The organism is Brevibacillus sp. 7WMA2 (assembly GCF_010748895.1).
GTDB classification, from domain to species: domain Bacteria; phylum Bacillota; class Bacilli; order Brevibacillales; family Brevibacillaceae; genus Brevibacillus_B; species Brevibacillus_B halotolerans.
Genome location: NZ_CP048799.1, coordinates 1279125 through 1293471, shown reverse-complemented (window position 1 = coordinate 1293471; position 14347 = coordinate 1279125). Strand labels below are relative to the sequence as shown.

Here is a 14347-nt window from a genome sequence, read left to right as displayed (position 1 = left end):
ATATAGGAGCACCCTTTACATATGTAAGCCTTCCAATTACGTGAACTCTAGTTGAAAGTAAGAGAGGGCGAAATCGCTAGAATAACGTAGGACTTGAACCCAAAAAATCCAATATTTTTTGTGAAGAATACCTCTATATCACGGAAAGTAGGAAAAAAGATTCAGTTTTACATATGTACGAATAGTATAGATACAATCTAGTGACACTAATACTTTACATAATGTTTATTAAGTAAACACAGCTCCATTAGAGCAAGCAAGCTTCTTTTCATGTATGACTAGTCTAGCAGTTTTATATCTACTTATGCTGTTACTAGCATTTTTGGCTATCTTTCTGATAGATGGCTATGCATTGGGGGAGTGTTTATTGCAAGATGCTTAGTTCAATCTGACAAACGTGTAATGTAGAGCCATTTGAAACAAGGACAGTATGCAGAGATACACAGTCCTTGTTCATTTTTTTGAACGAACCATACGACCATCATCTCCGTCTTATTCGGAGGCGGTGGTAGATGATCTGCTACAGCTCCTGTAGTGTAGGAAACCCCAAGAAATTTTGCACGCTAGTGTTGCTGATTTAACTTTTATGTTTTCGGTTATGGATTTGGAAAATATATGGAAATTATTCCATTTATTGAATATACTATTAGATATTATCTCGATATAACTGAATTTTTCGGAAAAATGACTTTTCTATCTATTACAACGCTAGAATTAGCGGAATTTCAGGGAGCAATTTCACGACTTGGTTATATACTGTCAGGAACAGGACAAGGCAGGTATCGCCATCTGATTTGAATCTACCTCTTTGAATTAAAAAGCTTGATTGGTAGAAATAGGAATAAAAAGTTTATAAATAGGAATGAAGAAAGTGGGGATTAAGATGCAAAAAGAAGTGGTAGCGATTCAGGAAACGATGTTTGATCAGAAGGTAAGAGTAGAGCTATTGCCAAATGCACAGGGGACGCTTCCGCTCGTTATTCGACCGATAGATGAACAGCTTGATTTGCATGCATGGGTAAAGGAACATGCTGACAAAATCGAAAAAAGCTTGCTGAAATACGGTGGTATTCTTTTCAGAGGTTTTGACGTACCGACCATTGAGAGCTTCGAAAACCTAACGAAGCAATTCGCTCCTGAGCTTGTAGAGTACGGTGAACGCTCTACTCCACGAACAGAGGTGCAGGGAAGAGTGTACACTTCGACGGAATATCCAGCGGACCAGAGCATTCCGCAGCATAACGAAAACTCATATGCCCACCAATGGGCGATGAAAATCTGGTTCTATTGTGCACAGCCGGCTCAACAGGGAGGAGAGACACCGATTGCTGACAGCCGAGAGGTTTTATCGCTGCTTGATCCTGCTATCGTAAGGCGTTTTATGGAAAAGAAAGTCATGTATGTTCGTAATTACGGCGGAGGGCTCGACTTGCCATGGCAAGATGTGTTTCGAACAGAGGATAAAACAGTAGTGGAGCAGTACTGCAAGAAAATGGGGATGGAATATGAGTGGCTAAACGGCGATTGCCTACGAACTCGCTCCCTGCGTCCAGCCGTTGCGAAGCACCCAAAAACGGGCGAATGGGTTTGGTTTAATCAAGCTCACCTATTCCATGTAACCAACCTGCCAGAGGAAATTCGCGACTACATCATGATGGCCGTACCAGAAGAGAACTACCCACGTAATACATACTTTGGTGATGGGCAGCCGATAGATCTAGCTATTCTTGAGGAAATTCGAAATGTCTTCGAGCGCACATCCGTCTATTTTCCTTGGGAGAAGAGAGACGTTATGATGCTAGATAATATGCTTGTATCACATGGCCGTGCCCCTTTTGTAGGCCCTCGGAAGGTAGTGGTTGCGATGGCTGATCCATCGACGAACTACACATTTGAATTTGATTCAGCATTAAACTGAGGAGGGTGTATCCATGAGTCGAGTAGCCACATTGGATCGGAAAAATGTTGAGGATATTCTAGGTCTGACTCCGCTTCAGGAAGGCATGTTGTTTCATTACCTGGAACATCAGAATTCCAGACAATACATAGAACAACTTTCGCTAACGATCCGTGGAATTATTCGGACAGAGCTGTTCGAACAGGCGTGGAACATCGTTGCCAAGCAAAATGAGATGCTTCGCACGATTTACCGCTGGGAAAAAACAGGAAGTCCTGTACAGATTATTTTGAAGGAGCATCCCATTCCTTTTCGAGTTTTTTCACTTCAAAACAGGGATAGGGAAGAGCAGGCAAACGAGCTAGAAATCATCAAAAGCAATGATCTGGACCAAGGGATTGATTTAAGTTCAGCCCCTTATCGTATTACCTTTGTCCTCTTGAATGAACAAGAATGTGTGTTAATGATTACTAACCATCACATTTTATTTGACGGCTGGAGTACAGGGATTTTGCTTCAGACATTTTGGGATGTTTATCAATCGTTACTGAATAATGAATTAACGGAATATAGAAAAAAAACGAAATATAAAGAGTTTATCCAATGGATACAAAAGCAGAATAAAAACAAACAAGCTACTTATTGGCAAGAGTATCTGGATGGATTCGATTCAAAAACAATGTTACCCCATGATTACAATAGGGACGAAGTGGATAGCGCAGTTGTAAGTACCCGGCAGTTGATGCTACCTATACGGACGAAAGAGAAAATGGAGATGCTTGCCAAACAGCATGGGGTAACATTCTCGGCTTTTATGTACAGCGCGTGGGGGGTATTGCTGCAAAAATTCAACCGATGCGAGGATGTCTTGTTTGGCGTCACCTCTTCGGGGAGAAACGCTAAAATTCCCGGTATCGAGCAGATGGTTGGACTGTTTATTAATACACTACCGTTGCGGGTGAGAGCCAGTGAACAGCTTCCGATTCTTGATGTAGTAAAGCAAGTGAACACGACCATGATGGGACGGGATGACGCTGAGTTTACCTCCTTGGCAGAAATTAAAGGCTACAGTCAAATAGCCCATGTCCCGTCGTTATTTGACTCAATTGTGGTGGTAGAGAATTATCCACTGGATCAACAATTAGGAAACACAGATGCTTTATCGCTTCAGGAGTATTCTATTTTTGAAATGACAAACTACGATCTCACCTTGGTCATTTCTGAATATGAACAGGTAGAGATAAAGGCTATATACAGTTCCGATCGTTTTTCTAATGAGACGATTGGTAGATTGCTTACCCTATATGGACGGATTATTGAGTGTATGACAGAGGATGTGGAACAGAAGGTATCAAAACTTTCGTTGCTGACATTGCAAGAGGAGAAACAGATATTAGAAGAATTTAACGATAAACAAGATGAATACGTCCTCTATCAATCCATACCGCTCATGTTTGAACAACAAGTAAAGGAACACCCTAATCATGTTGCATTAATTCATGATGATCAAAGTTTAACCTATCAAAAACTGAATGAACAAGCAAATCAGCTAGCATGGAAGCTGATCGAATTGGGTATATCACGAGAGAGTGTGATTGCGGTTCTCGTGGAGGAGCCGATGCAATCTATTATCGCCACTTTAGCCATCCTAAAGGCAGGCGGGGCGTATCTGCCTATTGATCCTAGTTTTCCATTAGAACGAATTCAATACATGCTCAACGATAGTGGCGCCAAAGTAGTAATTACGCAGACCGGCTTTACGTCTTTGCTTCAGGAGTACAACGGCTGCATATTCAACATCCAGGATTCAGCATTGGGCTCCTATTCTAAGGAAAACATGATTCATTCTGTTAGTCCAAAAGATTTGGCTTATATTATTTACACGTCCGGTTCTAGTGGTTTGCCAAAAGGGGTCATGGTGGAGCATCGTAATGTCATCCATTTGGTGCAAAATCAACAGACTGTTCGGATTTCAGCACAGGATTGTCTATTAAAAACAAGCTCGCTTGTCTTTGATGTCTCTGTATTTGAGATTTTTGGATCGCTGTTAAATGGTGCTACGCTTTGCTTACTTACAAAAGAACAGCTTTTAGACGTCGATCATTTTAGACAAACGTTACAACAAAATAAAGTCACACTACTATGGCTGACTAGTCCGCTGTTCAACCAGTTTGCTATGGAGAATCCATCCCTCTTCTCGGATGTACATACATTGATTGTAGGTGGGGACACAGTTTCTCCCATACACGTCAACCGAGTTCGTCAGCAATGTCCACAATTATTGATCGTGAATGGATATGGTCCAACAGAGAACACAGTGTTTTCAACCTTTTTCCCCGTCACCTCGGATTATGAGGTGAATGTTCCGATAGGCAAGCCTATTAGTCATACGAAAGCCTATATTGTGGATAAGAATTGCAAGCTAGTTCCCATCGGCTTTCCTGGAGAGCTGTGTGTGGCTGGAGATGGTGTATCTCGTGGGTATTTGAATCGACCTGAGCAGACAGAGAGTGTGTTTGTTGCTAGTCCTTTTGCTGATCATGAAATGATGTACCGGACAGGAGATTTGGCCAGATGGTTGCCCGACGGTAGCATTGAATATTTAGGGCGAATCGACAATCAGGTGAAAATTCGCGGATTCCGCATTGAGCTAACTGAAGTCGAACATGTATTACTTCAGTACGAATCGGTACGGGAAGTATGTGTAATCGTAAGAGAAGACGAGCAACAGCAAAAATATTTGTGCGCGTATTATGTGGCAGATCAACTGCTGGAGTCTTCCATTCTACGAAACTACTTGTCGCAGCGTTTACCGGCATATATGGTTCCTGATTGGGTTGAACAAATAGAGAAGATGCCATTAAACACAAGCGGAAAAATCAATAAAGCTTTGTTGCCTAAGCCTACTATCATTTTTGAACAAGCCGTTTCTTATGAACCACCGAGTAATGAGATGGAGGAAACGTTGCTCGCGCTTTTCCAAGAAGTGTTAGAGATCAATAACATCGGCGTTCTAGATCATTTTTTTGAAAGGGGAGGTCATTCGTTAAAGGCAATGCAGTTGGTCGGCAGGGTTCACCGGATGCTGAAAATGAAACTGAGGATTTCGGCACTCTTTGAAAACCCAACGGTACAAAAGCTGGCACAATATGTTATCACGCAGCAATCAGCTAACTCATCGCTCATCCCAGTGGTAGAGAAGCGTTCGTATTATCCTGTCTCATCAGCACAGAAACGATTGTTTTTATTACACGAAATTGATGGAGCCAGCGTCAACTACAACATCTCGGCTGTGATGCAAATCGAGGGAAAATTAGACAAGGAGCGCTTGGAGAAGGCTTTTGTACAGATTTTACAACGTCATGATATATTACGGACCTCGTTTGAATGGGTTGATGGGGTACCTGTTCAGCGAGTGGAACCAACTATCACTCTCTCCCTCCAGTCGCTTTCTCTTGATCCGTCGTTTGACCTAACAACCGTCGATGAGATAGCCGACCGATTTATACAACCATTCGATTTGACAACAGCTCCCCTTCTGAGATTGGGACTGGCAAAGGCGGCTGAAGATCGACATCTGCTTTTCTTTGATATGCACCACATCATTGGTGACGGTGTAACGATTTCTAATTTCATTCAGGAAGTTGTCAAGATATATCAAGGAATAGAGCCACCAGCACTGCCAGTTCAATATACGGATTATGCTGTCTGGCAGAGTGAATGGCTATCATCAGAAGAATGCAAAAAACAGGAAACATTTTGGCTGGAAAGCTTTGCTGGTGAGATCCCGATCTTACAATTGCCTACTGATTATCAGCGCAGTGCCGTTCAAAGCTTTGCTGGGGGTCTTGTCAAGATGGTTTTGGATCAATCGGAGGCTGAGACACTGAACCGAATTGCATTACAAAATGGGACGACCTTGTATACGGTATTGCTAGCTAGCTATTATGTATGGCTCATGCATATCTCTGGACAGACCGATATTGTGGTGGGAACGCCTGTGGCGGGAAGGCGCAATGAGGAGTTGGACAATCTACTCGGCATGTTCGTTAATACTTTGGCGTTGCGCAATTATCCGTCGGGCGAGAAGTCATTTAAAGATTTTCTGGCAGAAGTGAAACAAAACATGCTTCTGGCTTTGGAAAACCAAGACTACCCATTCGAATTGCTGGTCGACAAGGTATGCGTAGAGCGTGACTCCAGCCGAAACCCTCTGTTTGACACGATGTTCACATTAGAATCTGCGCTTATCCATTCGTTTTCGATTGGCGAAGAGCTATCATTCCGGTCGGTTGAATGTAAACAGCAAGTGGCTAAATTCGATTTGTCAGTCACCGCCCGAGAGGAAGCAAACGGCCTGTGCTTTGAATTTGAGTATGCTACCAAATTGTTTACAAATGAAACAATTGTCCGCCTAGCTAAGCAATTTATTAGCGTGCTGAAGCAGATTGCTGCGTCCCCAGATGAGCAACTGTCGGCAATCAGTCTGTTGTCCAAACAGGAGCAACAGCAGATACTCGACGAGTTTAATACGACGACTTCTACATATAGCACGGAGAAATTGGTACAAGAGCTATTTGAAGAACAGGCAAAACGACAACCAGAAAAAACAGCTATCATCGCGGACGGAAAGTCGTATACCTATGGGTTCCTAAATGAATATGCAAATCGTTTGGCTAGCAGATTGAAGAAAAAGGGAGTAGGCCCAGACACGGTTGTCGGTTTGATCGTAGAGCGTTCTGCCGACATGGTAGCAGTCATTTTGGCTGTGCTGAAAGCGGGCGGAGCTTATTTGCCAATTGATCCAGAGCTACCGATGAACCGAATTCGAGCCATTTGGGAAGACAGTGGTTTTCCATTGCTCGTGACCAAATCCCGTATCGCGGAACAACTTGATTTTATTGAAGACATACTTTCTTTGGATGACCCTTCGCTTGCAGAGGAGGAGGACATTAACCCACCATGTGTTAATAAGCTAACTGATTTGGCATATGTCATATACACATCAGGCTCTACAGGACAACCAAAAGGGGTAATGGTGGAACACGGTAATCTGCTTGCGTATCTGCATGCTTTTGACAAAGAGTTCCAAATAACCGCTGATGACGTGGTTTTGCAGCAAGCATCGTATTCGTTTGATGCATTCGTTGAGGAGATGTATCCGACTCTCTTGAATGGTGGCTGCATGGTAATTCCACACCGTGAGGAAATCAGGGATGTATCTGCTTTGGCTTCCATTTTGCGCGAACATCAGGTAACTGTCATTAGTTGTTCACCCCTACTGCTAAATGAACTAAATAAATACCCGGTTATCCCGAGTCTTCGATTGATCATCAGTGGCGGAGATGTGTTAAAGCCTGCATATTATACCAGCTACGCAGACCGAGTAGCGATTTACAACACATACGGGCCAACAGAGGCAACGGTGTGCGCTACCTATTTTCATGTTCAGGATAGAGAAGAGCGAAGCATTCCTATTGGAAAACCGATAAGCAATTATCACGTGTATATCCTTAATCAGGAAGGAAGACTGCTGCCCATTGGCACGCCAGGGGAGCTATGCATTGCTGGACCAGGCATAGCTAGAGGATATGTCAATCGGCCAGAATTAACAGCAGATAAATTTATTCAAAATCCGTTTGTTTCAGGGGAGAGGTTATATCGAACAGGAGATTTAGCAAAATGGCTACCTGATGGAAATATAGAGATTTTGGGCAGAATTGACCAGCAGGTGAAGATACGGGGATTTCGAATGGAGCTAGGAGACATTGAAGCTGTCCTCCTAGATCATCCGGCGATCGCTGATGCTTGTGTGATAAAAAGAGAGGATGCAGAGGACGAAGCTTACTTATGTGCGTATATCGTGTTCCAGAAGGAGAGCGACCTAATGGAATTACGTGAGTATTTGGCAGAGAGGCTTCCAATCTATATGATCCCTGCAAGCTTTGTGCAAATTGAGAGTATTCCTGTTACTCCGAATGGAAAAGTAGCAAAAAATCAACTGCCAGAACCGAGCGAGCAACGCCTGCGGACGAAGGGTTATGTGCCTCCTACCACGGATTGGGAAATGCGATTGGCAGAAGTATGGTCTGATGTTCTTGGCTTAGAGCGGATTGGAGCGACGGATCACTTTTTCACCATAGGGGGAGATTCCCTGCGTGCCGTTAAGCTTGCGACAGCTATAAAGCAATCGTTTGATGCGGATATCTCAGTGACCGAGATATTTAGCCACGCTACTTTACAAGCAATGGCTACACGGATCAAAGGAAAATCTAAACAGATCGAATTACCCATTCAGCAAGTAACCCAGAGCGAGCACTATCCAGTCTCCTCTGCACAAAAACGCTTGTTTTTGCTGGATCGAATGCAGGACAGCAATACTTCATACAATATGTCAGGAATCTTACGGGCAACGGGCCAGCTGGATAAACAGCGATTGCAGGAGGCATATCAGCAGCTAGTGGATCGTCATGAGGCTCTGCGAACTTCATTTGACCTGGTAAATGGTGAACCTGTTCAGCGTATCTCCCAAAGTTGTCCAGTAGAAATCGAGATGTTCGAGGTTTCGGAAAAACAGACGCTTGATACGATCATCACCCATTTTATTCGGCCTTTCGATCTTGCCGATGCTCCGCTGGTTCGTGTCGGACTCGTCCGTCAAAGCGAGACAGAACACACGGTTTTATTTGATATGCACCACATTATTTCTGATGGTTTGTCCATGCAAATCCTAATTAGGGACATGGCGGCGTTTTATCAGGGCATCAAGCTATCCCCATTGTCTGTACATTATAAGGACTTCAGCACCTGGCAAAATGAGCGTTTTCAATCGGCTCATTTCCAGAAGCATGAGCAATTTTGGTTAGATGCATTTGCGCACGATATCCCAATTTTAGAGATGCCTCTTGATTTTCCAAGGCCCTCGATGAAGGGACATGCAGGTGGCAAGGTATCTTTTACATTGACTGGAGATGACATGGCCGCATTGGAACGGTTGACGGTGGAGACAGAAACGACTAAGTTCATGTTACTCATGGCGGTATATCATGTCTTTCTTTCACGATATTCGGGGCAGGAGGATATCATTGTCGGGTCACCAGTTGCTGGAAGGTTCCATTCTGATTTGCAAGAAATGATAGGGATGTTTGTAAATACGATCGGCTTGCGAAGCCAACCAGCAGGTCACAAGCGTTTCATAGACTTTCTTACAGAAGTAAAAGCTCTTTCTCTCCAAGCCTTTGAATATCAGGAATATCCATTTGAAAAGCTGATTGAGAACCTCCAGCTACCTAGGGACTCCAGTCGTCATCCGCTTTTCCAAACCGTTCTGGTTTTCGAGGAGGATCAAACGGATAGCTTCCGTGCAGGAGATATACAGTTTGTCAGCTTACATGATCCAAATCCGATCGAAAAATTCGACTTCACTTTATTTGCCAAACAGACAAAGAGCGGCCTGCATATTACCTTGTCCTACGATCTTCAGCTATTTTCTGAGGAGACAGCCAAGCGAATGCTGCAACATTTTCGTACGCTACTTTCCCGGGTAATAGAGCAGCCAACGGGCCAGATTTGTGGATTAGAGATCTTGCAGGATGAGGAGAAAGTGCAGATCAGTGAAATTTTTAACAACACAAAAACGAACTATCCAGTATATCCATCCATTCATGCGTGTATAGAAGAACAGGCAAAAATAGCTTCTCAGCGCCCTGCACTCGTTTTCAAGGATCAGAGCTTGACCTACGACCAGCTCAATCGAAAGGCGAACCAATTGGCCAGAGTGATTAGCAGATCGGGAGTGAGAAGTGACGAAATCGTTGGTATCATCGCTCATCATTCTCTGGAAATGGTAGTGGGAATGCTCGCGGTGTTAAAGGCAGGAGCGGCTTTTCTCCCAATTGATCCAGCGTATCCAGCAGAGCGGATTCAATATATTTTAGCAGATAGTAAAGTGAAGACGGTTTTGGCCTCTGCTGGGGTAGAAGAGGCATATAACGGCAACAGCGAGTCATGGTTAGATATGACTACACTTACGCTTGATATGGAGGATGATTCCAATCTCCAGCTTCCTGTCGAACAACGGGATTTGGCTTATGTCATCTATACATCAGGATCGACTGGTATGCCTAAGGGTGTTTTAATCGAGCATGGCTCCTTGTTAAATCTATCTTTGTGGTACCGTGACTATTTTAAGGTTTCAAAGCAGGACGCCACCACTAAGTATGCAGGATTTGGGTTTGATGCCTCTATCTGGGAGGTTTTCCCATATCTGATAAGTGGTGCTTGTATTCATATCATTCCAGAAGAGATCAGACTAGACCTGCCAAAATTACATGAGTATTTCGAGGCAAACGGAATTTCGATCAGTTATTTGGCGACTGCAATAGGAGAGCAATTTATGAAACTGCCAAATCGTTCTCTGCGGATGCTACTAGTGGGTGGCGATAGGCTAAAGCAAATTTCGCCGACGAGCTATCAGGTGGTCAACTCTTATGGGCCGACCGAGTGTACAGTCACGAGTATGGTCTATCCGATTGATCAGTCGACCCCATCAGAGATTCCGATTGGGAAACCGATCGCTAATGCAGAAATACTCATTTTGGACCCACTGTTCAACCGACTTCAACCGATCGGTGTGCCCGGTGAGTTATGCATAGGAGGGGTAGGTTTAGCAAGAGGCTACATTGGACGGCAGGAGCTTCAAGCTGAAAAATTCATAGCACATCCGTTTAAACCCGGGCAAAGGCTGTACAAAACAGGCGATCTTGCAAAATGGATGCCTGATGGTAACGTCCTGTTCTTGGGGCGAAGGGATACTCAGGTCAAAATTCGAGGGTACAGAATTGAATTAGAAGAGATTGAAGCTCGGTTATTACAGCATCATTTGGTGCAAGAAGCTGTCGTAAAGGTGATTGAACATGTAGGTTATCCAGCGATATGTGCCTATTACTTATCAACTGAGCCGATAGCCGAAGTAAAGCTACGTACGTTTTTAAGTCAGACGTTGCCAGCTTTCATGCTGCCATCCTTTTTCGTTCAACTGGAAGCACTGGTACTTACACCTAATGGAAAAATAGATTATAAGAAGCTACCGATGCCAGAAGTAGTGCATGGTGAGCAAGCTCAGTTGCAGATACCTGAAAATGATATAGAAGAACAGGTGTTATCTATCTGGATGAAGTTATTACAAAACCCTAGCATCGGTTTACATGATAATTTCTTCGATCTGGGAGGACATTCTCTACTTTTGGTTCAGATGCAGGGGGAATTGGCAAAAATTTATCCTAACGTGGTCAGTGTCACTGATTTGTTTGCTTACCCTACTGTGAGTAAGTTGGCAGCATACATTCAAGAACAGCTAGAACCAGTAGCAGAAGAAGTAGAGGCGGAGGAAAGCATGGACCAGAAACTAGCGACGATGCTAGAAAAGGTAGAAGAAGGAGATTTGAGCATGGAAGATGCATTAGCCTTATTGGAAGAAATGGAAATTAAACGATAAGAGTCAGTTTCCTGATGGGCAATCGAAAAATGACTGCCCTCAGGATTCTCAAGCTTCTACGAGAGTGAGGAGGAAGAAGTGAAAAAGCTCGCCATGATGTTCTCGGGACAAGGCTCCCAATATGTAGGAATGGGCTTGAATTTGTATACAGACTTTGAAATTGCTCGGCAGACGTTTGAGGAAGCAAGTGATACCTTGGGATTTGACCTAAAAAAGTGCTGTGAGCAAAGCAGTCGGGAAGAACTAACACGTACGGAAATAGCACAGCCAGCCATTCTGACCGTAAGCGTTTCGGCATTTCGGGTGTTCATGCAAGAGTTTGGAATCGAGCCATCCTATCTAGCCGGTCATAGTCTGGGTGAATATTCTGCTCTGGTTTGCGCAGAAGCCCTTTCGTTTCAGGATGCTGTTCTACTTGTTTCCAAAAGAGGACAGTTCATGCAGGAAGCGGTTTCGCCGGGTGAAGGAAGTATGGTAGCTGTACGTAATATCCCCGCTACCCTAGTAGCTGACATGTGCCACAGCGTATCTGAGGGACAGAAGGCAGTGGAGATCGCTTGTTACAATTCTTTGCATGAGGTGGTGATTGCCGGTCATCGGGAGGCAGTCAGCAGGGTGAGCGAGATGATAAAGCGACAAGGTGCGCAGCTTATCTCGTTACAGGTAAGTGCTCCCTTTCATTGCATGCTGATGAAGCCAGCAGCCGAACGTTTGCATGCTGAGCTTGTGAAGGTCAATGTTGATACATTGAAATGGCCGGTTTATTCCAATGTGACTGGAAAGCCGTATGATGATCAAGCTTGCATTGCCGAGTTACTGACTAGACAAATGACTGAGCCAGTCAGATGGGCGCAAATTATGCAGGATACTCATAACCAAGGAGTAGAACTTGCTATTGAGTTCGGGCCAAAAACGGTGCTTCGTAATCTGACAAGGAAAAACGTTCCGACACTTAGGGCTTTTTCCTTTGATGAACCATCAGATCGTCAGAAGCTTGAAGAGGAATTTCCGACCGTGGTGCAGACGTGCATCCGGATTGGTATCTGCACAAAGAATCGTAACAATGATGAAGCAGCATACCAAAAAGGATTTGTGCAGCCGTATCATAGATTGCAAGAGCTTGGGCATAAGCTGAAGGAGTGTGGAAGACGACCTGATTTTGGGGAAATAGACGAGGCGATGAAGTGCTTGCAGATGATGCTAGCTGCAAAACAGACGCCTTTGGAGGAACAGGAAAGAAGAATGGATCAATTGTATCAGATCACGGGATACAAACAAAAAGGATGCGTTAATTCTATACATGTGGAGGTTTGATGTCAGAATGCTATCTATTGAAAGCATTGATGCAATTATTCAGCAAACGTTTGACGAAACACGCATTCCAGGTTTTGCAATAGCCGTTCTCAAGGGTGAGGAAGTCGTCTATGCTAAGGGCTTTGGCAGTATTAACAAGGAAGAAGGGGGGACCCCTGTAACTTGCGATACAATTTTCCGCATTGGCTCTTTGGGGAAGCCACTTACTGGAAGTGCCATCATGCGGCTTGTAGAAGCGGGGAAGGTAGAGCTCGATATACCGATTATAAATTACATACCTGAATTCCGTCTTAGCGATCCAGAGGCCGCTAGGAAAGTAACATTGCGTATGCTACTCAACCATACGGCAGGATTTCCAGACGGCGGTGATATGGTTGGCAAGCGTGATCTAGGGGCATTAGGGGAATATGTCCGGGAAGAAATCTCTCAATTAACCCTAATGGCACCACCAGGATTTTTGCATTCCTATAGCAATCACCATTTGAATCTGGCGGGATATGTAGCAGAACGGGTGACGGGTCAGTTTTTTCCAGAATTCATGAAAGAATGGTTATTTGATCCTCTTCAAATGAGCCGGACAATGTATGATCCTTTGGTGGCTTTCACCTATTCATTGGCGCTTGCCCATGACCGACATCCTGACGGTTCTTTACGCGTTCAGCATAACTTTCCAGAAAATGCAGCGAATTACCCGTCCTACTTTGCGATGTCAACGGTAAATGATTTAGCTACGTTTGCCCTTATGCATCTGAATAGGGGGCGTGTTGGTCAAACACAGATTCTTTCGCCAGAATCCATCGAAGAGATGCATTCGCTACAGGCGGACCGCTTCACCCTGTCTGGATTGGCAAGCGGACTTACATTTTTTAGGGATACTTACAAGGGAGTTCAGATGATAAGGCACGCCGGGGCAATCAGCACATACAACAGTGCAATTCTTCTTGTACCGGAACAAAAAGTAGGTGTCATAACTCTTTCCTCGCAGGATTATGGCTGGACAGAGGCACATGATATTCTTGACCAAATGCTTGAGCTACCTAAGCAAATGCCGAAAGTTTTTGCAGCAGCCAGCTTCCAGGAACCGCCCGTGGATAAATCGCAATGGTCAAGCTATGAAGGAACGTATATCGGTTTTCTCAAGGGCGCGGCTCAGGTGCGAATGTCTGATAATGAGCTGTATTTGAATTTGAATGGCGAAGAAAGACAACTATGTTACGTCAGAGAGCACTTTTTTATCACCTACGATGACGAACAGGAACCGCTCGATCATATCGGTTTTATACCTAAAGACGGGGAAGCTGCTCCGTACATCATGGTCAACAGTTCCGCATGCCAAAGAACGACCGAACGTCTGTATCAATCTGATTCATCCCTGTGGTATAAGTTTGAAGGGGATTACACGGACAACGTTCTCAATTTTTCATTCCGAGTGGATGATAGAGGCCCTGTTTTAATTGATGAGGACACCGAGACGGTTTGTGTTCCTCTTAAGGATAATCTGTTCTATGTAGATGAATTTGGATTAATGGAGTTTACGGAAGAAGAAGAAGGTATGATGCTTACTTTTCAGAATACCTGGCGATATGTAAGGGCGTAAACAAGATCATTTTTTCAAAAAACATTGCATGCGGAGAATAAAG

4 protein-coding genes are annotated in these 14347 nt (G+C 44.1%); all 4 read left to right on the top strand.

Annotated elements, in window-relative coordinates:
- The first annotated feature begins 883 nt into the window (after positions 1 to 883).
- The 4 genes from GOP56_RS04880 to GOP56_RS04865 all read left to right on the top strand — a co-directional run bounded on the left by GOP56_RS04880 (position 884) and on the right by GOP56_RS04865 (position 14304).
- Entirely contained in the window at positions 884 to 1918 is a 1035-nt protein-coding gene (locus GOP56_RS04880; protein ID WP_254068617.1) for a TauD/TfdA family dioxygenase, read from the top strand.
- 13 nt (positions 1919 to 1931) lie between these two features.
- Positions 1932 to 11393: a non-ribosomal peptide synthetase gene (locus tag GOP56_RS04875; RefSeq protein WP_163244695.1), complete on the top strand. Its 9462-nt coding sequence runs from the start codon at positions 1932 to 1934 to the stop codon at positions 11391 to 11393.
- Positions 11394 to 11471: 78 nt separating this feature from the next.
- On the top strand, positions 11472 to 12707 hold the full coding sequence (gene fabD, locus GOP56_RS04870) for an ACP S-malonyltransferase (protein WP_163244694.1): 1236 nt from the start codon (positions 11472 to 11474) through the stop codon (positions 12705 to 12707).
- A 7-nt stretch (positions 12708 to 12714) separates the two neighbouring features.
- Positions 12715 to 14304, top strand: a complete 1590-nt coding sequence (locus tag GOP56_RS04865) for a serine hydrolase domain-containing protein (RefSeq protein ID WP_163244693.1) — start codon at positions 12715 to 12717, stop codon at positions 14302 to 14304.
- Positions 14305 to 14347 lie beyond the last annotated feature (43 nt).

Excerpts from the sequence above, each read along its gene's own strand:
- GOP56_RS04880 (WP_254068617.1), top strand. The coding sequence starts at position 884 with ATGCAAAAAGAAGTGGTAGCGATTCAGGAAACGATGTTTGATCAGAAG.
- GOP56_RS04875 (WP_163244695.1), top strand. The coding sequence starts at position 1,932 with ATGAGTCGAGTAGCCACATTGGATCGGAAAAATGTTGAGGATATTCTA.
- GOP56_RS04865 (WP_163244693.1), top strand. The coding sequence starts at position 12,715 with ATGCTATCTATTGAAAGCATTGATGCAATTATTCAGCAAACGTTTGAC.